26 protein-coding genes and 1 pseudogene are annotated in these 23092 nt (G+C 70.1%); 11 read left to right on the top strand and 16 right to left on the bottom strand.

The annotated features are described in order from the left end of the window. Nucleotides 1–50: 50 nt before the first annotated feature. Both QF027_RS32370 and QF027_RS32365 read right to left on the bottom strand, forming a co-directional pair. Complete coding sequence (locus QF027_RS32370) at nt 51–1016, bottom strand: zinc-binding dehydrogenase (RefSeq protein ID WP_266522270.1); 966 nt, start codon at nt 1014–1016, stop codon at nt 51–53. 254 nt (nt 1017–1270) lie between these two features. After that, nucleotides 1271–2494: an NAD(P)-dependent malic enzyme gene (locus QF027_RS32365; RefSeq protein WP_306976428.1), complete on the bottom strand. Its 1224-nt coding sequence runs from the start codon at nt 2492–2494 to the stop codon at nt 1271–1273. 646 nt (nt 2495–3140) lie between these two features. Here QF027_RS32365 and QF027_RS32360 point away from each other — a divergent pair. Genes QF027_RS32360 through QF027_RS32350 form a run of 3 tightly spaced genes read left to right on the top strand, consistent with a single transcriptional unit; the run spans nt 3141 to nt 5830 of the window. Then, the gene (locus QF027_RS32360; RefSeq protein ID WP_306976430.1) at nt 3141–4100 is read left to right on the top strand and encodes an ABC transporter substrate-binding protein; all 960 of its coding nucleotides are present in this window, start codon (nt 3141–3143) and stop codon (nt 4098–4100) included. Nucleotides 4101–4130: 30 nt separating this feature from the next. After that, on the top strand, nt 4131–5072 hold the full coding sequence (locus QF027_RS32355) for an amino acid ABC transporter permease (protein WP_306976431.1): 942 nt from the start codon (nt 4131–4133) through the stop codon (nt 5070–5072). After that, nucleotides 5069–5830 (top strand): amino acid ABC transporter ATP-binding protein, encoded by a 762-nt coding sequence (locus QF027_RS32350; RefSeq protein ID WP_306976433.1) that lies wholly within the window; start codon nt 5069–5071, stop codon nt 5828–5830. The genes QF027_RS32355 and QF027_RS32350 overlap by 4 nt, the downstream gene beginning before the upstream one ends. Before the next feature lie 59 nt (nt 5831–5889). Here QF027_RS32350 and QF027_RS32345 read toward each other — a convergent pair whose 3' ends face one another. Further along, nucleotides 5890–6648 (bottom strand): class I SAM-dependent methyltransferase, encoded by a 759-nt coding sequence (locus QF027_RS32345; RefSeq protein WP_307078633.1) that lies wholly within the window; start codon nt 6646–6648, stop codon nt 5890–5892. A 99-nt stretch (nt 6649–6747) separates the two neighbouring features. Between QF027_RS32345 and QF027_RS32340 the strand changes: the two genes are divergently transcribed. Next, nucleotides 6748–7377 (top strand): CGNR zinc finger domain-containing protein, encoded by a 630-nt coding sequence (locus tag QF027_RS32340; RefSeq protein WP_306976436.1) that lies wholly within the window; start codon nt 6748–6750, stop codon nt 7375–7377. On the opposite strand, the gene sodX is transcribed toward QF027_RS32340, so the two are convergent. Then, nucleotides 7281–7718 (bottom strand): nickel-type superoxide dismutase maturation protease, encoded by a 438-nt coding sequence (gene sodX / locus QF027_RS32335; RefSeq protein ID WP_306986537.1) that lies wholly within the window; start codon nt 7716–7718, stop codon nt 7281–7283. The genes QF027_RS32340 and sodX overlap by 97 nt on opposite strands. 145 nt (nt 7719–7863) lie before the next feature. On the opposite strand from sodX, the gene sodN reads away from it, so the two are divergent. Further along, nucleotides 7864–8259: a superoxide dismutase, Ni gene (gene sodN, locus QF027_RS32330; RefSeq protein ID WP_031140564.1), complete on the top strand. Its 396-nt coding sequence runs from the start codon at nt 7864–7866 to the stop codon at nt 8257–8259. Between the two features lie 71 nt (nt 8260–8330). Here sodN and QF027_RS32325 read toward each other — a convergent pair whose 3' ends face one another. The 3 genes and pseudogenes from QF027_RS32325 to QF027_RS32315 form a co-directional block, all read right to left on the bottom strand. Then, a complete protein-coding gene (locus tag QF027_RS32325; protein ID WP_306976440.1) occupies nt 8331–9134 on the bottom strand; it encodes a phosphatidate cytidylyltransferase in 804 nt (267 codons plus the stop codon). Beyond that, entirely contained in the window at nt 9131–10876 is a 1746-nt protein-coding gene (locus QF027_RS32320; RefSeq protein ID WP_307078630.1) for a histidinol-phosphate aminotransferase family protein, read from the bottom strand. The genes QF027_RS32325 and QF027_RS32320 overlap by 4 nt, the downstream gene beginning before the upstream one ends. Nucleotides 10877–11016: 140 nt before the next feature. Beyond that, a pseudogene (locus QF027_RS32315) lies at nt 11017–11195 on the bottom strand (inorganic phosphate transporter); the annotation flags it as partial. Between the two features lie 64 nt (nt 11196–11259). On the opposite strand from QF027_RS32315, the gene QF027_RS32310 reads away from it, so the two are divergent. The 3 genes from QF027_RS32310 to QF027_RS32300 all read left to right on the top strand — a co-directional run bounded on the left by QF027_RS32310 (nt 11260) and on the right by QF027_RS32300 (nt 13018). Beyond that, nucleotides 11260–11655, top strand: coding sequence for a helix-turn-helix transcriptional regulator (locus QF027_RS32310; protein ID WP_307078628.1), 396 nt, complete (start codon nt 11260–11262; stop codon nt 11653–11655). Nucleotides 11656–11842: 187 nt separating this feature from the next. Then, complete coding sequence (locus QF027_RS32305) at nt 11843–12253, top strand: VOC family protein (RefSeq protein ID WP_306976445.1); 411 nt, start codon at nt 11843–11845, stop codon at nt 12251–12253. A gap of 15 nt (nt 12254–12268) precedes the next feature. Continuing rightward, nucleotides 12269–13018, top strand: a complete 750-nt coding sequence (locus tag QF027_RS32300) for a VOC family protein (RefSeq protein WP_307078627.1) — start codon at nt 12269–12271, stop codon at nt 13016–13018. Here the strand turns inward: QF027_RS32300 and QF027_RS32295 are convergent. The 6 genes from QF027_RS32295 to QF027_RS32270 form a co-directional block, all read right to left on the bottom strand. After that, nucleotides 13005–13244: a hypothetical protein gene (locus QF027_RS32295; protein ID WP_307078625.1), complete on the bottom strand. Its 240-nt coding sequence runs from the start codon at nt 13242–13244 to the stop codon at nt 13005–13007. The genes QF027_RS32300 and QF027_RS32295 overlap by 14 nt on opposite strands. Further along, nucleotides 13241–13570 carry a DUF952 domain-containing protein gene (locus QF027_RS32290; RefSeq protein ID WP_307078623.1) on the bottom strand — a complete coding sequence of 110 codons (330 nt, stop codon included), beginning with the start codon at nt 13568–13570 and terminating at the stop codon, nt 13241–13243. The genes QF027_RS32295 and QF027_RS32290 overlap by 4 nt, the downstream gene beginning before the upstream one ends. Nucleotides 13571–13580: 10 nt before the next feature. Continuing rightward, nucleotides 13581–14786, bottom strand: coding sequence for an RNA polymerase sigma factor (locus QF027_RS32285; RefSeq protein ID WP_373432443.1), 1206 nt, complete (start codon nt 14784–14786; stop codon nt 13581–13583). A gap of 5 nt (nt 14787–14791) precedes the next feature. Further along, nucleotides 14792–15205, bottom strand: a complete 414-nt coding sequence (locus tag QF027_RS32280) for a YciI family protein (RefSeq protein WP_306976454.1) — start codon at nt 15203–15205, stop codon at nt 14792–14794. A gap of 85 nt (nt 15206–15290) precedes the next feature. Then, complete coding sequence (locus tag QF027_RS32275; RefSeq protein WP_307078621.1) at nt 15291–15542, bottom strand: hypothetical protein; 252 nt, start codon at nt 15540–15542, stop codon at nt 15291–15293. A 71-nt stretch (nt 15543–15613) separates the two neighbouring features. Beyond that, a complete protein-coding gene (locus tag QF027_RS32270; protein WP_306976457.1) occupies nt 15614–16198 on the bottom strand; it encodes a dihydrofolate reductase family protein in 585 nt (194 codons plus the stop codon). 133 nt (nt 16199–16331) lie between these two features. Between QF027_RS32270 and QF027_RS32265 the strand changes: the two genes are divergently transcribed. Next, the gene (locus tag QF027_RS32265) at nt 16332–16946 is read left to right on the top strand and encodes a TetR/AcrR family transcriptional regulator (RefSeq protein ID WP_307078619.1); all 615 of its coding nucleotides are present in this window, start codon (nt 16332–16334) and stop codon (nt 16944–16946) included. A 414-nt stretch (nt 16947–17360) separates the two neighbouring features. Here QF027_RS32265 and QF027_RS32260 read toward each other — a convergent pair whose 3' ends face one another. Together QF027_RS32260 and QF027_RS32255 are read right to left on the bottom strand one after the other, a co-directional pair. After that, nucleotides 17361–17966: a GNAT family N-acetyltransferase gene (locus QF027_RS32260; RefSeq protein WP_307078617.1), complete on the bottom strand. Its 606-nt coding sequence runs from the start codon at nt 17964–17966 to the stop codon at nt 17361–17363. 131 nt (nt 17967–18097) lie between these two features. Then, entirely contained in the window at nt 18098–19504 is a 1407-nt protein-coding gene (locus QF027_RS32255; protein ID WP_307078614.1) for a family 2B encapsulin nanocompartment shell protein, read from the bottom strand. A 312-nt stretch (nt 19505–19816) separates the two neighbouring features. Between QF027_RS32255 and QF027_RS32250 the strand changes: the two genes are divergently transcribed. Together QF027_RS32250 and QF027_RS32245 are read left to right on the top strand one after the other, a co-directional pair. Continuing rightward, entirely contained in the window at nt 19817–20407 is a 591-nt protein-coding gene (locus tag QF027_RS32250) for an N-acetylmuramoyl-L-alanine amidase (RefSeq protein ID WP_306976466.1), read from the top strand. Nucleotides 20408–20417: 10 nt separating this feature from the next. Then, complete coding sequence (locus tag QF027_RS32245) at nt 20418–21329, top strand: 1-aminocyclopropane-1-carboxylate deaminase/D-cysteine desulfhydrase (RefSeq protein ID WP_306976468.1); 912 nt, start codon at nt 20418–20420, stop codon at nt 21327–21329. Nucleotides 21330–21448: 119 nt separating this feature from the next. Here QF027_RS32245 and QF027_RS32240 read toward each other — a convergent pair whose 3' ends face one another. Further along, on the bottom strand, nt 21449–23044 hold the full coding sequence (locus QF027_RS32240) for a Na+/H+ antiporter (RefSeq protein ID WP_307078611.1): 1596 nt from the start codon (nt 23042–23044) through the stop codon (nt 21449–21451). Nucleotides 23045–23092: the final 48 nt, after the last annotated feature.

The following is a 23092-nucleotide window of genomic DNA, read 5'->3' as shown; positions in this document are numbered from 1 at the left end:
GCGGCCGATCCGAAACCGGACCGGCCGCCGACGCGAAGAGAAAGAAGAGATCAGCCGTTCGTGAGCACGACCTTTCCGAACTGCTCACCGGACTCCACCCGTTGGAAGCCCTCACGCGCACGGTCCATCGGGAGCACCTCGTCGATCACGGGCCGCACACCCGTGGCCGCGCAGAACGCGAGCAGGTCCTCCAGCTCGTCCTTGGTCCCCATGGTCGAGCCGACGACCTTGAGTTCCAGGAAGAAGATCCGGGTCAGTTCGGCGTGCGAGGGGCGGTCGCCGCTCGTGGCACCGGAGATGACCACCGTGCCGCCGGGCTTGAGCGACTTCACGGAGTGCGACCACGTGGCCGCGCCCACCGTCTCGATGACGGCGTCCACCCGCTGCGGCAGCCGCGCGCCCGACTCCAGCGCCTCCACGGCCCCGAGCTCCACCGCACGCTTCCGCTTGGCCTCGTCCCGGCTGGTGGCGAAGACCCGCAGCCCCGCGGCCTTCCCCAGCACGATCGCGGCCGTGGCGACACCACCGCCCGCGCCCTGCACCAGCACGGAGTCTCCGGGCCGGACCCCCGCATTCGTGAACAGCATCCGATACGCCGTCAGCCAGGCCGTGGGCAGACAGGCGGCCTCCGCGAAGGACAGCTCCTTCGGCTTGGGGAGAATGTTCCAGGTCGGCACGGCAACCTGCTCGGCGAACGTCCCCTGATAGCGCTCGGTGAGGATGGAGCGGGGCTCCTTGGGGCCGACGCCGTGCCCGCTCTGCCCGATGACGGAGTGCAGGACGACCTCGTTGCCGTCCTCGTCGACACCGGCGGCGTCACAGCCGAGGATCATCGGCAGCTTGTCCTCCGCGAGGCCTACGCCGCGCAGGGACCAGAGGTCGTGGTGATTGAGGGAAGCGGCCTTGACGTCGACGACGCTCCAACCCGGGCGGGCTTCGGGGGCCGGGCGCTCCCCCAACTCCAGTCCCGAGAGCGGGTTGTCGCGGTCGATTCGGGCGGCGTAGACAGCGAACATGACGTCGACGATAGGCAACGGGGGCTGCCTGGGGAACCGGGTCGCGTTGTGACACACGCCCTCTTGCGGAATGGTGCGCGGATGGGGGTGCCACGTGATGCCGGCGGGCGGCTGCGGGCGCGTCGTGGCTGGTCGCGCCCCGCGGCGGAGCCAATCGACCACCCCACCGCCACCCGATCAGCCGCACCCGAAAGCAAAGAAATGGCCCCGCCGGGAACCACACCCGGACGAGGCCACCTCACACCCCACAGAACTCAGCGGCGAGCAACACCCTCAGCCCGAGCCGCCGCGGCGACCGCCGCCGTAACGGCCGGAGCCACCCGCTCGTCGAACGGGGACGGGATCACGTAGTCCGCCGCCAGATCGTCTCCGACCACCGAGGCCAGCGCCTCGGCCGCCGCGATCTTCATGCCCTCCGTGATCCGCGAGGCCCGCACCTGCAGCGCCCCCGCGAAGATCCCCGGAAACGCCAGCACGTTGTTGATCTGGTTCGGGAAGTCGGACCTCCCGGTGGCCACCACGGCCGCGTATTTGTGCGCGACATCCGGGTGCACCTCGGGGTTCGGGTTGGCCATCGCGAACACGAAGGCCCCCTTCGCCATGGAGGCGACCGCGGACTCCGCGACCGTACCGCCGGACACGCCGATGAAGACGTCCGCACCAGCGAGCGCGTCCTCCAGGGATCCCGACAACCCCGCCTTGTTCGTGAACCCGGCCAGTTCCCGCTTCACGGACGTGAGGTCGTCCCGGTCGGCGGACACGACACCCTTGCGGTCGGCGACGGCGACATCGCCGATGCCCGCCTCGACGAGCATCTTGGCGATGGCCACGCCGGCCGCGCCCGCACCGGAGATCACCGCACGAAGATCCCCGATCGACCGCCCGCTCAGCCGCGCGGCGTTCCGCAGTGCCGCCAGCGTCACGACCGCGGTCCCGTGCTGGTCGTCGTGGAACACGGGAATGTCGAGCCGCTCCTGGAGCCGCCGCTCGATCTCGAAGCACCGAGGAGCCGAGATGTCCTCGAGGTTCACGCCGCCGAAGGACGGCGCGAGACGGACCACCGTCTCGATGATCTCGTCGACGTCCGTGCAGGCCAGCGCGAGCGGAACCGCGTCCACGCCACCGAACTGCTTGAACAGGATCGCCTTGCCCTCCATGACCGGGAGGGAGGCCTCGGGCCCGATGTCGCCGAGCCCCAGCACGGCCGTACCGTCCGTCACGACGGCGACGACCGACGACTTCCACGTGTAGTCGTGGACGAGGTCCGGCTGCTCGGCGATGGCGCTGCACACCTTCGCCACGCCGGGTGTGTACGCGAGGGACAGGTCGTCCTTGTCACGGACCGGCACGGTGGCCTGCACAGCCATTTTGCCGCCGCGGTGCAGCGCGAACGCGGGGTCGAAGGAATCGAGGGGCTCCGCCCCTCCGTCCTGTCCCGTATCGCTGTCGCCGCGAGGATTGACGATCTCCGCTGCCACTTTGTCTTACCCCTTAGGTCTTCATGGTTTGAGGGTGGCCACTCCTGGTTGAGGAGTGGGCGGGCACCGTGTACGGCCCTGTTCACTGATGCGTACGGGCCGGTACACGACGGGCGCGCCGCACACGCGCCCTGAGCCCCGGATGAGGGGTGTAAAGAACCTTCTTACCGGACGACCGGCGTCGGGGACGAGTCCAATACGTCCAAGGTCACATGCCGGAACGTAAATCGATCATCGATCATCGGAGGCCGGTGACATGAATCATGGAGGGCCATCCGGACAAACCACAGGGCAGGCCCTTGACGATCACCGGTCAGCCGCTCGACCGACCGTGGCCCGCCCCGTCCCCGTCACCCATTCAGCGGCTCGCACCGAAGATCTTCCGGCCGGAATGCCGGATTCCCGCAGATGGTCCGGTCGTGTTGTACGGACATGGTGCGGTTCGAGGGTCACCCGTTATCCGATTTTGACATGACCGGCCCCCTGAATGGTCCAGTCCGAATGGCAAGATGCCGTCATCACACAAGGTCGCGACACTCGAAGGTGCGTGCTCTCGTCGACCTGAGGAATGAAGGCAGTGCTGCCGAACCACTCGGCAGTCGCCCCGCCCATCGGCAACTCCACCCATCCGCCGGAGGAACCCACCATGACCGCAAGCTCCACCCGTCGTACGACCGTCGCGCGCACCAGGACAGCCGCGGTAGGTGCGATCGCGGTCGCAGGCGCCCTGATTCTCACCGGCTGCGGTGACCAGACGGACAGCGGCAGCAGCACCAAGGAATCCTCGTCGTCCAGCAGCGCACCGCTGTTCGACAAGCTGCCCGCGAAGATCCAGAAGGCCGGCGTCATCAAGGTCGGCACCAACGCCGAGTACGCCCCCATGGAGTACCAGGAGGGCGGCAAGATCGTCGGCGTCGACCCCGACATCGCGGCTGCGCTGAGCAAGCAGCTGGGCGTGGAGTTCCAGTTCACCTCGGGCTCCTTCGACGGCCTGATCAGTTCCCTGAACTCCGGGCGCTACGACGTCGCCATGTCCTCCATCACGGACACCAAGGCACGCCAGGAGGGCCTGGACGAGAACGGCAAGAAGCTCGGCCCGGGCGTCGACTTCGTCGACTACTTCACGGCCGGCACCGCCATCTACGTCCAGAAGGGCAACCCGAAGAAGATCGGCTCGATCGAGGACCTCTGCGGCCAGAAGGTCGCCGTGCAGCACGGCACGACCTACGAGCAGGCCCTGCAGAAGCAGTCCACGGCGTGCACGAAGGCCGGCAAGAAGAAGCTGACGATCGAGGCGTTCGACAACGACACCGAGGCGCAGACCCGTGTGAAGTCGGGCGGCGCGGTCGCGGGTGTCAACGACTACCCGGTCGCCGTCGACATCGCCCGCAAGGCCGACGGCGGCAACGCCTTCGAGGTCGTCGGCGAGCAGGTCGACGCCGGGCCGTTCGGCATCGCCGTGAACAAGGACAACAAGGAGCTCACGAGCGCCCTGGAGGCGGCCGTGAACGCCATCATCGAGGACGGCACGTACAAGAAGGTCCTGGACAAGTGGGGCGCCCAGACCGGTGCCATCGACAAGGCCGCGGTCAACGGCGGCAAGTGACGGACCCGGTACCACTGAAGGGCAGTCACGGTGACTGACAAGATCGACAAGGGGCCGGCGGACACACCGCCGCGGGCCTCCCTCGCACCGGAGGCCATCAAGGCCATCCCGGTCCGCCACTACGGCCGCTACGTCAGCGCGGTCATCGTGCTGGCGCTGGTGGCCCTGCTGGTCAACGCGTTCGCCACCGCCGAGAAGATCCAGTGGAGCGCGGTCGGCGACAAGCTGTTCGACTCCACGGTCCTCGCGGGCGCCGGCCGCACCCTGCTGATCAGCGTCCTCGCGATGATCGTGGGTGTGGTCCTCGGCGTCGTGCTGGCCGTGATGCGGCTCTCCAAGAACCCGGTGACGAGCTGGGTGGCCTGGGCCTACATCTGGTTCTTCCGCGGAACTCCGGTCTACGTCCAGCTGTTGCTGTGGTTCAACCTGGCGCTGATCTTCCCGATGCTGAATCTCGGTCCGATCTACAAGGACGAGATGACGGACGTGATGACCCCGTTCATGTGCGCCCTGCTGGGCCTCGGCCTGAACGAGGCCGCGTACATGGCGGAGATCTGCCGCGCCGGTCTGATGGCCGTCGACGAGGGCCAGACGGAGGCCGCGCACGCGCTCGGCATGAGCCACGGCAAGACGCTGCGCCGGATCGTGATTCCGCAGGCGATGCGGGTGATCGTGCCGCCGACGGGCAACGAGTTCATCAACATGCTGAAGACCTCGTCGCTGGTGTACGCGGTGACGTACAACGAACTCCTGCGGGCCACCTCGACGATCGGCTCGACGTCGTACGCCGTCATGGAGATGCTGTTCGTGGCGTCCATCTGGTACCTGGTCATGACCAGCGTGTTCAGCGTCTTCCAGTACTACCTGGAGCGCCGTTTCGCCCGCGGTTCGTCCCGGAGCCTGCCGCCGACGCCGTTCCAGAAGATCAGGGCGAACCTGATGTCGCTCCGGCGCGAAGGGGGTGCGGCATGACGGCCATGGTCAGGGCCGAGAGCGTCCACAAGTCGTACGGCCTGGTGGAGGTCCTCAAGGGCATCGACCTGGAGGTCCGCCAGGGCGAGGTCTTCTGTCTCATCGGCCCCTCGGGGTCGGGCAAGTCGACCTTCCTGCGGTGCATCAACCACCTGGAGAAGATCAACGCCGGCCGGCTGTACGTCGACGGCGAGCTGGTCGGCTACCGCGAGAAGGGCGACAAGCTGTACGAGCTCAAGGACAGCGAGGTCGCGCTGCAGCGCCGGGACATCGGCATGGTGTTCCAGCGGTTCAACCTGTTCCCGCACATGACGGCCGTCGAGAACGTCATGGAGGCACCCGTCCAGGTCAAGGGCGCGGGCCGGACCCAGGCCCGGGAGCGGGCGCGGGAACTCCTGGAGAAGGTGGGCCTGGCCGACAAGGCGGGCAGCTACCCCGCCCAGCTCTCCGGCGGCCAGCAGCAGCGGGTGGCGATCGCCCGGGCCCTGGCGATGGACCCGAAGCTGATGCTCTTCGACGAGCCGACATCGGCTCTCGACCCGGAGCTGGTCGGTGACGTCCTCGACGTCATGCGCGACCTCGCCGAGTCCGGTATGACGATGATCGTCGTCACCCACGAGATGGGCTTCGCCCGCGAGGTCGGCGACAGCCTGGTCTTCATGGACGGCGGCGTGGTGGTGGAGTCCGGTGACCCCCGCGAGGTCCTGGGGAACCCTCAGCACGAGCGGACGCAGGCGTTCCTGTCGAAGGTGCTCTAGCGGTACGACGACGAAGGGGGCGGTACGGGAATCCCGTACCGCCCCCTTCGCATGGGCGCCTACTTGAGCGCGAGCAGCAACGTGTCCGAAGGGGAGCACCACACCGGCCGGGCCTCCCCGAAGCCCTTCTCGCGCAGCACGCGTGCGTGCCACGCCGCGGACGGCATGTCCCCGTCGGCGTGCTCGCCGTAGATCTCGAAGCGGCGCGCTGTCGGCCCGGCGAGGACGGGGTCCTCGGCGGCGACCTGCCACCATGCGGCCCAGTCGAGGGCGCCCTCCCGCTTGGCCTGATCCATGTGCGCGTGACGCTGCGCGCGTTCTGCCGCGTTGATGCGGGGCGTGGCCTCGTCGATCATGTGGTCCGCGTTCATGAAGACACCGCCGTCGCGGACGAGTTCCGCGATCCGGCCGTAGAGGGCCGCGAGGGGTTCGCTGTGCAGCCAGTGCAGGGCCGTGGCGGTCAGCACGGCGTCGTACGCGTCGTACGGCAGCTTCGCGGGCCAGTCGGGGTCCTTGAGGTCGGCCGTCACGAGGGTGACCCGCTCGTCGTCCGCGAACGTGCCCTCGGCGATGGTGAGGAGCGCCGGGTCGAGGTCCACGCCGGTGCTGGTGGCCTCAGGGAACCGGGCGAGCAGCCTGGCCGTGATGCTTCCCGTGCCGCACGCGAGGTCGAGCACGCGCGGCCGGGGCCCGACGAGGGCCTCGACCATGTCGAGCATCACCCGGAACCGCTCCTCGCGGTCCGGCATGTACCACTCCTGCTGCCGGTCCCAGCTCTCCTGCCAGGCCTGCCAGTCGGTGCCGACACCCGTCGTCATGGGAGCCCCCTGTTCGCTCACTGCCGTAATACCCTGGAAGCACGATCAGCTGTTACCCGACCGTGCCACGACGATAGAACGCCTCCGTAAGGACTACAAGTGGAACTGGCCTATTACTCGGACTATGCCGTACGTCTGGTCAACAGCGAGGACCCGGCCCGCGGCAAGGACACACTGACCTCGGTGGAGGCCGTCCGCGATCTGTTCGGCGGCTACGGCACGGGCGCCCGCCGCGCCACCGACGCCGACGTCACCCGGTTCCGTGCGGTCCGGGCCCGGCTGCGGTCGGTCTTCGAGGCGGCGGACAACGGCGACGAGACGCTCGCGGTGGACCTGCTGAACTCGCTCCTGCTGGAGTTCCCGGTGAGCCCGCAGATCTCCGGGCACGACTTCCGCGACGACGACGGCCGCCCGCTGTGGCACATGCACCTGGCGGACCACCCGTCCAACGCCACCGCCGGGTACGCGGCGATCGCGGCGATGGGTCTGGCGTTCCACCTCACCGAGTACGGCGTGGACCGGCTGGGCCTGTGCGAGGCGGCCCCCTGCCGCAACGCCTACCTCGACACCTCGACCAACCGCTCCCGGCGCTACTGCTCCGACCGCTGCGCCACCCGCGCCAACGTGGCCGCCTACCGGGCCCGCAAACGCCTGGAGGCCGACCGGTCAGGAAGCACGGGCCGCACGGCGGACAGCGCCCAGCGCACGGCGGCCAGCGGCGAGCGCTGACCCGGCTTGAGCGGCCGGTAACGAAGACGGGCCTTCCCCAGCACGAGTTCCTCCGGGACGACGCCGTAGTCCGTGCTGTCGCCGCCCGCGAACGCGTTGTCCCCGAGCACCCACCATCCGCCCTCGCGCCGCTCCACGGCCCGCTTGACGACGAGCAGGTCCTGCTGGAACGGGTGCCGCAGGACCACGATGTCACCGGGACCGATCCTGGCCCCCCAGTGCACGACGAGCTGGTCACCGTGCTGGAGCGTGGGCACCATCGACGGCCCGGTCACCTCGGCCACTCCCACGAAGGGCAGCAACGACCTCTCCCGCTCGGTCTCCTGCGACAGCTCCGGCATCCCCGGCACCTCCCCGGTACGTTCATCCACCAGTCTCAGTTTGACCCCGGACTTTTGTCCTAAGCCCATGGGGGCACCCGCGATTTCGCCTCTCCCAAGGAGTAATGTCGCACCTGAGAAGACGATCACGAGGAAGGAATGCTCCATGCTTTCCCGCCTGTTTGCCCCCAAGGTCAAGGTCAGCGCACACTGCGACCTGCCCTGCGGTGTGTACGACCCGGCCCAGGCCCGCATCGAGGCGGAGTCGGTGAAGGCCGTGCAGGAGAAGATGGCCGCCAACGACGACCCGCACTTCCAGGCGCGTGCCACGGTCATCAAGGAGCAGCGCGCCGAGCTCGCGAAGCACCACGTTTCCGTGCTCTGGAGCGACTACTTCAAGCCCCCGCACTTCGAGAAGTACCCGGAGCTGCACCAGCTGGTCAACGACACCCTCAAGGCCCTCTCGGCCGCCAAGGGTTCGACCGACCCGGCCACCGGTCAGAAGGCTCTGGACTACATCGCCCAGATCGACAAGATCTTCTGGGAGACCAAGAAGGCCTGACCCCAGGGTCGGTGAACGCGTGGAAGGGGCTCGGCCGGGTGATACCGGCCGAGCCCCTTCCACGCGAGGCGTCAGCTCAGGACGAGCAACACGGCCAGTGCGACGAGCAGGGAGTCGATCCGGTCCAGCAGGCCGCCGGAGCCGGGGAGCCAGTGGCCGGCGTCCTTGACCTGCGCACCCCTCTTGACCATGGATTCGAGCAGGTCCCCGGCCGGTCCGCCGACCACCACCGCGACCGCCATCGGCAAGCTCAGCGCGGACAGCACGGCCAGAGCGCCGAGCCCGGCCGCGGCCCCGGCCAGGGTCCCGCTCCACCGCTTGGCCGGTGACAGCGGCGACAACCGTGGCCCGCCCAGCCGTCGTCCGGCGAAGTACGCCGTGATGTCGGCGACCGAGACCGCCACGAACAACGCCAGCGCGCTCGCCCCGAGTGGCACCATCGCGGCCAGCACACTCAGCCAGGCCAGCCCGAGCAGCCCGGCGCCGAGCCGCCGCAGACCATGGTCGGCGTCGCCGGTCACCAACGGCACCGCGGCCACCATGAGCGCCCCGACCGCCAGCGCCCGAAGCACCTCTCCGGGCGCCAGCCAGGCGGTCAGCACCACACCCGCCACCGCCGCGGCCAGCACCGCACGGTCGACCGGGCCCAGCTGCATCAGCCCGCCGAACTCCAGCACCGCGATCACCCCGACCACGACGGCGACGGCCGCGGCACCCGGCTCGCCCCACCAGAACGCCCCGGTGACCAGCGGCACCCCGACCGCCCATGCGCACCACCGGACCATCAGCTCGCGGCGCCCGGAGGCCGCCACCGCGACACCGCCCAGGGCCAGCGCCCCACCGAGACAGGGCGCCAGAGAGGCGACGGTGATCATCGACCGGGACTCGTGGCGACAGCGGGTCGCAGCACGTCCAGGGCGGCCCGGAACGCCGCCACGATGCGCGCGTTCTCTGCGGTGTCCCGGACCGCGACGCGCACGGTGCGCCCCTCGTACCGCGGCGACAACGGCGACAGGTCGCGCAGATACACACCGTGGCGACGGCACTCGGTCACCAGTTGCGCGGCACTCGGTCCACCCTGCGGCAGAGTGACCGAGAGGAAGTTCGCCACGGACTCCTCGACCGTCACGTCCTGCGCCGACCCGGCCAGATCCGCCGCAAGCCGCCGGCGCAGGGTGTGCGTGGCGTGCCAGCGGTCGAGGTAGTACTCCGGGTCGCGCAGCGCCGCCACGGCGGCCAGCTGTGCCGGCAGACTGACCGGCCAGGGCGGAGTCCATCGGCGCAGTTCCCCCGCCGTGGCCGGTTCGGCCACCACGTACGCGGCCCGCATGCCGGACAGCGCGTACATCTTCGACAGCGAGGTGCAGACGGTCACCCGCGGGTCCGTCGCGGCGAGGCCGGCGAGTGACTCGTCCAGGCCGACGTAGCCCAGGTACGCCTCGTCGATCCACCAGTGCGTACGGTCCGGCGCGTCCGCGATCAGTGCGCGCAGCCCGGACGCCGGCGCGTGCCGCCCGGTCGGGTTGTTCGGGTTGACCACCACCACGAGGTCGTAGCGGCCGGAGTGGACGGCCGCGGACAGCCGGTCCGGATCGATCCGCCAGCCGTCCTCACGGCGCAGCGGGAACCGGTCCACCCGGCATCCGACCACCCGCTCCGTGACGTGGGCGTACTCGCCGTAGCACGGGTCGGTCAGCAGCACCCGGCTCTGCGGGGTCAGCCGACGCCCGAACGCCCGGAAGATCAGGTCGGACGAACCGGCGCCCACGGCCAGGGCGTCCGGCGGCAGCCGCCGGGCCGCGGCGATCTCCGCCGACAGGCCCTCCGCGCCGGACGGCGGCGAGGTGCGGGCGGCCCAGTCCGGGTCGTCGACGAGGACCGCCCGCACTCCGGGGGCCGGCGGGAACCAGGCGTCCAGCACATCGGCCATGACGATGTCGTGCCGCCGGTGCAGGGTGCGGAAGTCCGTGCCGATCGCGGTGAACGAGGCACCGCCGTGCTCGCAGCCGTCCGGCCGGGGCGCGAACGGCATGTCGAGCCGCCAGTCCACCACGGACCGCAAGCGCTCCAGGGCGCTGCCGTACCGCTCCCGCGCCCGCCTCGTCAGCTCGGGCACACCGCCGGTCAGCACCTCGAACGTCACCGCCCCGCTGCGGACGGTACGGCCGACCGGGCGCAGACCGACGGCCCGGTACATGCCGAGCACTTCCGTACGCCCCATCGCGACCACCCGACGGCCGCCCCGGGAGGCGATCCAGCGCAACGCCGCGTACATCAGCAGGGGTGCCGCCGAGCTGGTGCGCCAGCGTGGCTCGACGGTGAGGATGCGCACCTCGAACACGTCGTGGTCGGCCAGCGCCGGCAGATCGTCGCGGGTCAGGTACTTGTCCAGCCCGAACCGCCCCAGCCAGGGCGGAGTGAGGCTGACGAAACCGATGCGGGTCGTTCCGCGCGCCGCGACGAGATAGACGTTGTCACCCTCGAGACCGTCGCGCAGCCGCCCGGCCGGATCCGGCGCGTGCTGGCCCAACTCCTGTGCGTAGACCCGGTGACGCAGTTCGTGGATCCAGTCGAGATCCTCGGAAGTGGCTGAGCGCAGCTGCAGGTCACAAACCATGAGCACCTCTTTCGACGCGGGTGGGTTGCATCATGGAAAACCCGCGTCGCCCCTGCCAGAGCCGAGCACCGCTATCGGCCTGAGTACGTGTACTCAGGCGCGATCGCTCCCGGTGTGCTCCGGCATCGGCCCGCTCTCGCAACACCCATCGCCTTCTGGGCGTCGTTGGTGCCGTGGGGGGAGACGAGGGACGCGGAGGCGATCCGGCCGAGCGGGAAACCCTTGGTCACCGAGTCCTTGCGGCGCGGGCGGTGGGCTTGTAGGCGAGGCTGGTGGCGATGGGGGCGGCCGCGCCCGCCACCACCGGCGAGGCCACCGCGGTGGGGCAAAGCCCGTTCCAGGTCCCCGCACCCAGCTGGTGAGCATCGTGCGATGCTGGCGTGATGGTGAGCATCGAGGACCTGGTGCGGCTGCGACAGGCGCGGGACCGGATGGACCGCGAGTACACCGAGCCGCTCGACGTGACCGCGCTCGCCCGCACCGCGCTGATGTCCCCGGGCCACTTCCAGCGCAGTTTCCGCGCCGAGTTCGGGGAGACGCCGTACGGCTATCTCATGACCCGGCGCATCGAGCGCGCGAAGGCCCTGCTGCGGCGCGGGGACCTGTCCGTCACCGAGGTCTGCATGGCCGTGGGGTGTACGTCCCTCGGTTCCTTCAGCTCGCGCTTCACGGAGCTGGTGGGGGAGACGCCGAGCGCGTACCGCGCCCGCTCCCACGAGGAGATCGCGAAGATCCCTCCGTGCCTGGTCCGCAGGCACACCCGGCCCCGACGGGCCTAGGGTCTGTTCGGCGGATCAGGCCGACTTCGAGCAGAGGTGTCTGATCAGTGCAGGTGAGCGGGGTCATGGGCCCCTCCCGCTCGAGCACAGCCGAGAGTGACGGCAACGCCGCTGGGGCCCCTCCGGGGGGTGCGTGCCAGACCCCGCGACGTCGGCATGATCCGCCGGCGGGGCCTAACGTGAAGCCATGGACATCAGACTCAAGAACTGCTTCATCGCCGTGGACGACCACGACAAGGCGATCGCGTTCTACCGGGACGTCCTGGGCATGGAGGTGCGCGGTGACGTCGGGTACGAGGGCATGCGCTGGGTGACGGTCGGCTCGCCGCTCCAGCCGGACGTGGACATCGTCCTGGAGCCGCCCGCCGCCGATCCCGACGCCTCCCCTGCGGACAAGGAGGCCATGGCCCGGTTGCTGGCCAAGGGGCTGCTGCGAGGGGTCAACTTCACCACGTCCGACTGCGACGCGTTGTTCGCCCGGGTGCGGGAGTCGGGAGCGGAGGTGATCCAGGAGCCCACCGACATGCCGTACGGAGTGCGGGACTGCGCTTTCCGGGATCCGGCGGGGAACATGCTGCGGTTCATGGAGGTGAGCTGACCTACGATCGGCGGCATGAGCCAACCGATCTTGTGGACTCACGCCTTCATCGACCGGCCCCTCGAACTGTTCAGCAGATCCTGCGAGTTCTGGTCAACGGTCACGGACACACACCTGTCCGAGCTGCGGGGCGAACAGGAGGAGTTCGTGACCCTGTTGCCGGAAGGCGCAGACGCCTGCCTGAAGGTGCAAGGGGTGGTCGCGGGGAAGGCCGGTGCTCATCTCGACTTCGCCGTGGCGGACGTACCGACGTTCGTGGCGTCGGCGCTGCGCCTGGGGGCGGGATTGGTCACGGAGCACGCGCGGTGGGCAGTACTACGCTCCCCCGCCGGGCAGCTGTTCTGCGTAGGACCGTGGGAGCACGGTGAGTCGGTACGCCCACCTGTCGTCCGCGGCACCCGCCTCGACCAGGTCTGCCTCGACATCCCGCCCTCCCTCCACGACGCCGAGGTCGCCTTCTGGGCCGCCCTGTTGCCCGACTGGGAGTCCCTCTCCGGCTCGCTCCCCGAATTCCATGTGCTCAAGCCGCCGGCCGGCCTCCCGGTCCGCATCCTCCTCCAGCGCCTCGACGAGGAACGCCCCGTCTCCGCCCATCTGGACCTCGCCTGCGCGGACATCGGGGCGACCCGGGCCGAACACGAGCGCCTGGGCGCCGAGTTCGTCGCCGAAGGCAGGCGCTGGACGGTGATGAGGGACCCGGCGGGCGGCCTGTACTGCCTGACGGGGCGGGACCCGGAGACGGGCGGACTGCCTAGCCGGAGATGAACGCGCAGGCCACGACCGTCGGACCTGCCCCGGGGTCGGCGGTGGGGCTGGGGCACAGGGAATGCCACCCCTCCGGAAGCGCGGGGGTCGGACTGCTCTCCTCCCAGCCGTACGGCCCCGGCGGCTCCGCCGAGTCCTGCAGCCAGAGCGTCAGCACGCCCGCGACGACCACGAGAGCGGCCCAGACCGCCACGGCCCACGCCCACACCCGGCGGTGACCGCTCACCCCCACGGTTCCACGTCGACGACCGCCTCCACCGGGATCGGCCCGTAGATGTGCGGGAACTCCTCGGCACCGGGCTCGGGAGCCTCCCACTCCAGCGGTACGGACAGCCGCGCGGGGTCGATGACGAGGAGCACCAGTTCGTCGGGGCCGTCGTAGGAGCCGTACAGGAACGCGGCGACGGCGGGCAGTTGCTCGCGCGTCGAGCAGTGGATGAACCCCTCCTCCTGGAGAGTGCGGCCGCGCGTGGACATCTCGTACGTGCCCCGGGCGCGCGCCTCGTCCCACAGGGAGCGTTCCGTGAGGTGCAGGATGGGTGTCGTGGACATGGGGCCCACGTTAGGGCCTCAGCCGGGCCGCCCGCCCCTGCAAATAGCGCTGCTCGGGCAGGCTCAGGGTCTTGGCCGCCGCCGACTCGTACGCGGCGCGGGCCTGCTCGTGCGAACCGGCCCGCTCCAGCAGATGCCCGCGCACGGCGTCCAGGCGGTGGCCCAACTCGCCGGTGAGCGAGTCCAGTTCCGCGAGTCCCGCCTCCGGTCCGTGGACCATGGCGACGGCGACCGCCCGGTTCAGCCGCTCCACGGGCCCGGGAACGAGCCGTACGAGAACGTCGTACAGGCCGAGGATCTCCCGCCAGTCGGTCGCCTCCGCCGAGGGCGCCTCGTCGTGTACGGCGGCGATGGCCGCGCGGATCTGGTAGGGCCCGGCATGACGGCGGGCCAGCGCCCGGGTGACCAGCGCGACGCCCTCCTCGATCGCCGCCTTGTCCCAGCGGGCGCGGTCCTGTTCGTCCAGGGGAACCAGGTCGCCGTCCGGGCCGGTGCGGGCGTCGCGGCGGGCGTCGGTGAGGAGCATCAGGGCGAGCAGGCCCGCGATCTCACAGTCGTCGGGCAGGAGCCGGTGGACCGTGCGGGTCAGACGGATCGCCTCGCCCGCGAGGTCGCGCCGCTGGAGGGCCGGGCCCGAGGTCGCCGTATGGCCCTCGTTGAAGATCAGGTAGAGGGTCTGCAGAACGGCGGGCAACCGCTCCCCCCAGTTCTCCGCCCGGCCGAAACGGACGCCCCGCACCTTCTGTTTGGCCCGGCTGATGCGCTGGGCCATGGTCGCCTCGGGAACGAGGTACGCCCGGGCGATCTCCGCCGTGGTCAGACCGCCGACCGCGCGCAGGGTGAGCGCGATCTGCGCGGACGCGGTGAGCTGCGGATGGCAGCACAGGAACAGCAGAGACAGGGTGTCGTCCTCGCGCGGCGCACGGTCGGCGACGGCCGTGTCCCGCACGCTCAGCGCCGCCACCCGCTCCTCCCGCGCTCGCCGCGCCTCCTCCGCGCGCAGCGCGTCGGTCAGCCGCCGCGAGGCCACCTTGATGAGCCAACCGCGCGGATTGTCGGGCACCCCTGCCGACGGCCACTGCCCGGCCGCGGCGAGCAGCGCCTCCTGTACGGCGTCCTCGGCGGCGTCGAAATGGCCGTACCGCCTGACCAGCGCGCCGAGGACCTGCGGCGCGTGCAGGCGCAGCAGGTCCTCGGTCCCGGTGGCTCCTCGCACGGTCCTCAGATGTCCCCGGCGCCGTCCAGGATGGGCCGGATCACCACCGGGTATTCGGGGGCGCCGGCGGGCTGGGGGCACTGGGCGATGCGCTCGGCGATCTCCGTGACGCGCTCCAGGCTCTCGCAGTCCAGCACCCAGTAGCCGCACAGCAGCTCCTTGGTCTCGCTGTAGGGCCCATCGGTGATCACGGCCTTGCCGTCCGCGCCCCGGCTGACGTGCCGGACCTTCGCGGGCTCGGCGAGCCCCTGGGCGTCGAGCATCTCGCCGGTCTCGGACAGGTCGTCGTTGATGGCGCCCATGAAGGCGTACATCGTCTGGATCTCCTGCTCGCTCCAGGCCGGGGAGTGCTCGGAGCCCTTGCCGCGCATGGCCTCGTAGTCGGCCTGCGTTCCCTGCACCATGACCAGGTACTTCATGATTCCGCTCCTTCGGCTTCGGCCGCTCCGTGCGGGCGGCTCTCACAGGGGACGTCGGAGCCGGGGACCGATTCTCGACACGGATTCAGGAAGTTTTCTCGGTGGGGGCGCCACCTTGGTCGTTGCCGGGCGCGGTGACCTTGCCGGGCGCGGTGACCTTGTCGGACTCGGTGAACTTGTCGGACTCGGTGACCTTGTCGACGTTCGCCTCGCACTCGGGGTTGTGGCACGGGCCGCCCACCCACACGGGGACCCACGCACCCAGCGTCTTGTGACGCCGTACGACTGTCTGGACCGGCTGCCCGCAGACGGGACAGACGTGTTCGTCGCTGTCCATGCCTTCAGGGTAGAGCGAGGGGGCCGCGGGCGCTTCCCGCCGTCGACACCCGGCCTGCCGGGCTTTCGCGGTCAGCCCTTCCTGCTGTACGTCCGCACCAGGACGCCGTTGTCGAACAGGCGGACCTCGTCGAGCGCGAACCCGGTGACGGCGAAGTCGGCGGCGAACATCGGCATGCCGCTGCCGAGCACGACCGGGTAGGTCTTGATGACGAGTTCGTCGATCTCGTCGCGCAGATCGCCGGCGAGCTGGGAACCGCCGCACAGATAGATGCCGAACTCGCCATCCTCCGCCTTCAGTTCGCGCACCCTGCCGACCAGGTCGTCGGCGATGATCTCGACGTGCGGGTCGGGCGACTCGGCGAGCGTGCGCGAGGCGACGTACTCGCGCAGGTGGGAGTACGGGCTGGTGACGCCCTCCTTCAGTGCCACCTCGTAGCTGCCGCGGCCCTGGATGATCGTGTCGAACCTCTTGTTCTCCACATCGTGGATGCCGAGGCTCCTGCGGCCGTGGGCCGCTACGGTCTCCGGGTACTCGGTCGTGAGGTACGCGACGAACTCCTCGTCGAGGAACGCGTACATGAACGACGCGTCACCGTCCGGGTCGCCGATGAAGCCGTCGATCGTGCAGGCGACGAAGTACGTGAGCTTTCGCAAGCGGGTCTCTTTTCGTAGGCTGCGCTCTGACGTGTGAACCACGTCAGTTGTAGTGCTTCATTTGTAGTGCTTCACTTGTAGTGGTTGCAAGGGTGTTTTCGGCATCGGATGCAACTGGGAGAGGAGATTCCGCATGGCCGGCAACCCGGAGCGCCGGGCCGCGCTCGTGGACGCGGGGGTCGAGGTGCTCGCCCGCGAGGGGGCGCGCGGGCTGACGTTCCGCGCGGTCGACACCGAGGCGGGGGTGCCGGTGGGCACCTCCTCGAACTACTTCAGCAACCGCGACGACCTGCTCCGCCAGATCGACGCCCGTCTCCACGTGCGCCTCGCGCCGGATCCCGACGTCGTGGCCGACCTGCTGACGAGACCGAAGGACCGCTCGCTGGTCAAGGCCCTCATGCATGACCTGACGGCCCGCGCGACCCATGACCGCACGGGCTACCTGGCCCTCCTGGAAATGCGTCTGGAAGCCACCCGCCGCCCCGAACTACGGGCCTCCTACACCCAGTCGGTCCGGGCAGACCTGGAGGAGGGCATGCGGTTCCACCGAGAGGCGGGCCTGCCGGGCGGAGACGAGACGGTCATGGTGCTCTATCTGGCCATGCTGGGGCTGCTGTTGGAGCACCTGACGCTACCGGGGGTGCTGGAGGACGCACTGCCCGGGACGGGGGTTCCGGATGCCCTGGTGGAACGGATCGTGGAGACGATCGTCCCGGTGACCGAGTCAAGGAACGGTGGGCCGCATTGAGTCTGCGGCTGCGGCCGAGTGGGCGCGAAGCGGCCCCTACTCGCGGCGCGGGGCCGCGTTGAATCTGCGGCCCCAGCCACGTGGCCGCTCCGCGAGTGCGCGCGGAGCGGCCCCTACTCGCGGCGCGGGGCCGCGTTGAATCTGCGGCCACCGCCACGTGGCCGCTACCGGCCCCACTCGCGGCACGGAGCCAGACGGCAGCCGCAACGAATCTGCGGCCACCGCCACACAGGCGCGACCCGCCCCCACTCGCGACACACAGCCCCATCGAATCTGCGGCCACCGCCACACGGGCCGGACCCGCCCCCATTCGCGGCACGGAGCCACACGGGAGCCGCAACGAATCTGCGGGCACCGCCCCACGGGCCCGACCCGCCCCGCTCGGCCGCAACCGCAGGACGCCCCGTCCCGGCACTATCGCGCAGCGCGCGGCTCGCGCCACATGGGCCACATCTGAGGTCCGTCCGGCAGGTCGAGCGGACGCTCCACCAGCTCAAAGCCGAGCCGCTCGTACAGCCCCCGGCTCCGCGCGCTGCTCGCCTCCAGGTAGGTGGGCACCGTCTCCCGGTCGCACCGCTCCAGAACCGTCCCGATGAGCGCGGTTCCGAGCCCCTCCCCCTGCCGCTGCGGATCCACCCCGATCATCCACAGATACTCGTGCGCCCGTCCCGACGGATGCACATCCGCGGTGAGTCGCCCGATCAACTCGATCCGCTCGTTGCCCGGATCGATCGCCTCCCTCAACTGGGCGAACCCGTCCTCGTCGTCATGCCCATCAGCACTCTCCGCCGGCACCGGCAGCCACAACGCGCACGCCGCCCCGTCCTCCGTGACATCGACCCGCCCCTCGGCGAGCACGATGTCGACGAACGCGGCCATCAACCGGGGGTGGATCGTCCGGCGCTCCTCCTCCCCCGGAAAGATCCACCCACTGACCGGATCGTCCTGGAAGGCCGCGTCCAGCAGCCGCGCGACCAGCTCGCGGTCGTCTGCGCCGGCCGTCCGAATCGCCACGCCCATGCCCACCCCTTTCTCTCAACCACCTCTGGTCACAAGGATGTTGAGACTATCCGGTGAGCGCGGAAACGGGCCCGGCGCACCGTGGGGATGTGCCCCGGTGGGCGGGGACACGCCCCCCAGGTGCAGAGACGTCACCTCCAGCGGCCGATCTCGACGTTCTCCAGGACTCCGAGCGCGTCCGGCACCAGCACGGCCGCCGAGTAGTAGGCCGTCACGAGGTACTTGATGACCGACTGCTCGTTGATGCCCATGAACCGCACCGACAGACTCGGCTCGATCTCGTCCGGGATACCGGCCTGCTGAAGGCCGATGACGCCCTGGTCGGCCTCACCGGTACGCATGGCGATGATCGACGTGGTCCGCTCCGAGGTGACCGGGATCTTGTTGCACGGGTAGATCGGCACCCCGCGCCAGGTGGGGATGCGGTTACCCCCCATGTCGATGGTCTCGGGGACCAGTCCGCGCTTGTTGAGCTCACGGCCGATCGCGGAGATCGCGCGCGGGTGGGCGAGCAGCAGCTTGGTACCCCGGCGACGGCTGAGCAGCTCGTCGAGGTCGTCGGGGCTGGGCACGCCGTCGTGCGGCTGGAGCCGCTGGTCGTACTCGCAGTTGTTCAGCAGCCCGAACTCGCGGTTGTTGACGAGTTCATGCTCCTGGCGCTCCTTGAGTGCCTCGACGGTCAGCCGGATCTGCTGTTCCGTCTGGTTCATCGGCTGGTTGTAGAGATCGGCCACCCGCGTGTGGATGCGCAGGACGGTCTGGGCGATGCTCAGCTCGTACTCACGCGGACTCGCGTCGTAGTCGACGAAGGTGTGCGGGATGTCGGGCTCGCCCTCGTGGCCCGCCGCGAGGTCGATCACCTTCTCGCCGTACTTGTTGGTGCGCTGCGAGGGGATCGCGCGCTGTTCCTGGAGGTGCTCGCGCAGGGCGTCGGTACGCTCCGCCACCTGCTCGACGTCCTGGCGGGGCAGCACGAGGACTGTGCAGGCGGTGGCCGCGCGGGCGGTGTACTCCCAGATGGCGTCCGGGTCGAGGAGCGCCTGGTCGCCGAAGTAGGCGCCGTCGGCGAGGACTCCGAGGACCGCGTCGTCGCCGTAGGGGCCGGTGCCGACCTTCTCCACCCTGCCGTGCGCCAGCAGGTACACTTCGTCGGCCTGGGCGCCGAACGAGGCGATCACCGAGCCCGGGGGGAACTCCCGCTGCCGGCAGCGTCGGGCGAGCTCGGAGAGCACGTCGTCGTCCTCGTACGACCTCAGCGCCGGCAGCTCGCGCAGCTCGGCTGGAATCACCTCGACCCGGTCTCCGGTCTTCACGAAGGTCACCCGGCCGTCGCCCACGGCGTAGCTCAGTCGTCGGTTCACCCGGTACGTGCCACCCTGGACGTTCACCCAGGGCAGCATGCGCAGCAGCCAGCGGGAGCTGATCTCCTGCATCTGGGGTGCGGACTTGGTGGTGGTGGCCAGGTTCCGCGCGGCCGCCGTGCCGAGGCTCTGCTGCGGCCTGTCCTGCTCGGTGCGGACCTCTTCGCCTACCGACATAAGGAATTGCCCTCCCGGTACATGCCCGGACGCGATCTGCCCCCGGGCATCGTGTGCATGAACAAGCCTTCCTTACGGAACGTGGCGGTGCTATTACACGAAGGAGCGGGAATGGATCATCGCGAGGCTGGGCATATGCGCGGTTCATGTCCACTGACGACATGTCAAGTCCACTTCCTGGAACGGAATGTGCCTGTCCGAATCAGCTCGCACGCTGTACGAACCAGGAGTCGGAGGCCGCCGTTTTCGGTACAAGCACCGGTATGAGCCGGCCGCGGTCGGCGGCCGGTGCGCAGTACGAAGGAGGGGGCCATGGCCTCACCCATGTCCGCGGGCAGATTCCTGGCCGTCCTGCGGGCGGAGGGCGCCACCGTCGTCGAGGTCGGCGACTGGGAGCACCACAACCGCAACCACGTCGGCGCCTGGGGTCCGGTGCACGGCGTGATGATCCATCACACGGTGACGAAGGGCAGCGCGGCGACGGTGGAGCTGTGCCGGAAGGGCTACACGGGCCTGCCCGGCCCGCTCTGCCACGGTGTCATCACCAAGGACGGCACCGTCCATCTCGTCGGCTACGGCCGCGCCAACCACGCGGGTCTGGGCGACGACGACGTCCTGCGCGCGGTGATCGCGGAGAAGGCGCTCCCCCTCGACAACGAGGCCAACACCGACGGCAACCGCCACTTCTACGGCTTCGAGTGCGAGAACCTCGGCGATGGCGAGGACCCCTGGCCGGCGGCCCAGCTGGCGGCGATCGAGCGGGTCTCCGCCGCGGTGTGCCGCCACCACGGCTGGACGGAACGGTCGGTCATCGGCCACCTGGAGTGGCAGCCGGGAAAGGTGGACCCGCGGGGCTTCACGATGGCCTCGATGCGGACACGCATCCGGGACCGCCTCAAGTGACAATGGAGCGGTGTCCAGCCCCGGCGTCCCCGACCTCACCACCCTGCGTCCCCGGCTCCCGTCGCCGCTGCAGGAGGTCGAGGACGAGCGCTTCACCCGCCGGGGCGTACGGCTTCTCCTCAAGCGCGACGACCTGATCCACCCGGACCTCGTCGGCAACAAGTGGCGCAAGCTCGCGCCGAACCTCACGGCCGCGGCCGGCCGCCCGGTCCTCACCTTCGGCGGCGCGTACTCCAATCATCTGCGCGCCACGGCGGCCGCGGGCCGCCTCCTCGGCCTGCCCACGATCGGCCTGGTCCGCGGCCAGGAACTCGCCGACCGCCCCCTGAACCCCTCCCTGGCCCGCTGCTCGGCGGACGGCATGCGTCTGCACTTCGTCGACAGGTCGACGTACCGCCGCAAGACCGAGCCGAAGACGCTGAGCGCGCTGCTGCGGGCGGCGGGAGCGACGGACGCGTACGTCGTACCCGAGGGAGGCAGCAACACCCTCGCCGTGCGGGGGTGCCGCGCGCTCGGCGAGGAGCTGTCGGGGCGGGCCGACGTCGTCGCGATCGCCTGCGGCACCGGCGGCACCCTCGCGGGCCTGGCCGCGGGCCTCTCCCCGGACCAGCGCGCCCTGGGCATATCGGTCCTCAGAGGCGGCTTCCTGACGGCCGACATAAGGGCCCTCCAGCACCAGGCCTTCGGCGGTTCGCGCGGCGACTGGCAGCTCGACGACCGCTTCCACTTCGGCCGCTACGCCCGCACCACCCCCGAACTCGAAGCCTTCGCCGAGGACTTCGAGGAACGGCACGGCGTGCCCGTCGAGCGTGTTTATGTCGCCAAGTTGCTGTACGGACTTGTCGTCCTGACCGACGAAGGCGCCTTCCCGCGCGGCTCGACGGTCGTGGCGGTCGTCACGGGCACTCCCCAGGAGGCCTGACGGAGGGCCGACGGGCCGGTGGCAGCCGTTGTCGGACGTCCAGACGGGCGGCGCCCGGTGACTCCGCCGTCTTCGAGACCGTGGACGGCGTCCTCACCCGGTGGCCGTGAACCGCCGTCTCACTCCGCCTCCCGATACGCAGCCGCCTCCTCCAGGTCCAGCCTGCGCAGCAGTGTCCGCAGCATCTCGTCGTCGATGTAGCGCAGGTCCCGCAGCTTCACGAACACCGCGCGCTCGGCGCCGATCATCTCCCCGGACAGCCGGCGGTACGTGTCGTCGACGGTCTCGCCGGTGAGGGGGTTGGACTGGCCGAGGCGTTCCCAGACGGCGTTGCGGCGGCGGTCCAGGACCATGCGCAGGCGGTCGGCGAGGGGCGGTGGGAGGGCGTTGCGCTCGTCGGAGAGGAGTTCGTCCAGGCGGCGTTCGGCGGCCCTGGAGGCCTGAGCCTGGGCGTTGGCCTCGGCCAGGGTCTGGGCCTGCTGGTCGCGGCCCGGGAGCTTGAGCACGCGGATCAGCGGGGGCAGGGTGACGCCCTGGACGACGAGGGTGCCGATGACCGTGGTGAAGGTGAGGAAGAGGATCAGGTTGCGGCCCGCGAACGGTTCTCCGTCGTGCAGGTGCTCCGGGATCGAGAAGGCGATCGCCAGCGAGACCACGCCCCGCATCCCGGCCCAGGCGATGACGAACGGCGCCTTCCAGGTGGGGTTGTCCTCACGCGCGCGGATCCGCGCGGAGAGCATGCGCGGCAGGAGGGTCGCCGGATAGACCCAGACGAACCTCGACGCGACGACCACGAGGAAGACGGCGACCGCGTACCAGACGGCGCGGCCGCCCTCGTACTGCCCGAGGCCGCCCAGTACGACGGGCAGTTGCAGCCCGATTAGGGCGAACACCGACGATTCCAGGACGAAGGCAACCATTTTCCATACGGCGTCCTCCTGGAGGCGCGTCGCGAAGTCGACCTCCCACGCGCGGTGTCCGAGGAAGAGCGCCACCACGACCACTGCGAGCACCCCGGACGCGTGGAACTGCTCGGCCGCCGCGTAGGCGACGAAGGGGATCAGCAGGGAGAGCGTGTTCTGCAGCAACGGCTCCTTGAGGTGCGTGCGCAGCCAGTGGATCGGCACCATCAGCACCAGGCCGACCGCTACGCCGCCGACCGCCGCGAGCAGGAACTCGCCGATGCCGCCCGCCCAGGTGGCGCCCTCGCCCACGGCTGCCGCGAGCGCGACCCGGTACGCGGTGATCGCGGTGGCGTCGTTCACCAGGGACTCGCCCTGGAGGATGGTCGTGATCCGGGACGGCAGCCCCACGCGGCGTGCCACCGCCGTCGCCGCGACCGCGTCCGGCGGCGCCACCACGGCTCCCAGCACGAGCGCCCCGGTCAGCGGCAGCCCCGGCACGATCTGGTACGCCGCCCAGCCGACGACGAGGGTCGCAAAGAGCACGTATCCCACCGACAGCAGCGCCACGGGCCGCATTTGCGCCCTGAGATCGAGATAGGAGCTGTCGGCGGCCGCGGAGTGCAGCAGCGGCGGCAGGATGAGGGGCAGGACCACGTCAGGGTCGAGCGTGTAATCCGGGATCCCGGGGAGGTACGAGATCACCAGGCCGGCCGCGACCAGCAGCAGTGGTGCCGGAATCGGGGTGCGCCGGGCGGCAGCGGCGATCGCCGCACTCCCCGCCACCAGCAACAGCAGTGGCATCACGTCCATGGCCCTCGCCCGCCCTCGCTCATCGTCGTGCGCCCGCCCCTCGCTGTT

Origin of the sequence: Streptomyces canus (genome assembly GCF_030816965.1) — a bacterium.
In the GTDB taxonomy this organism is placed as follows: Bacteria; Actinomycetota; Actinomycetes; order Streptomycetales; family Streptomycetaceae; genus Streptomyces; species Streptomyces canus_E.
This window is presented reverse-complemented; position numbering and strand designations above follow the sequence as displayed.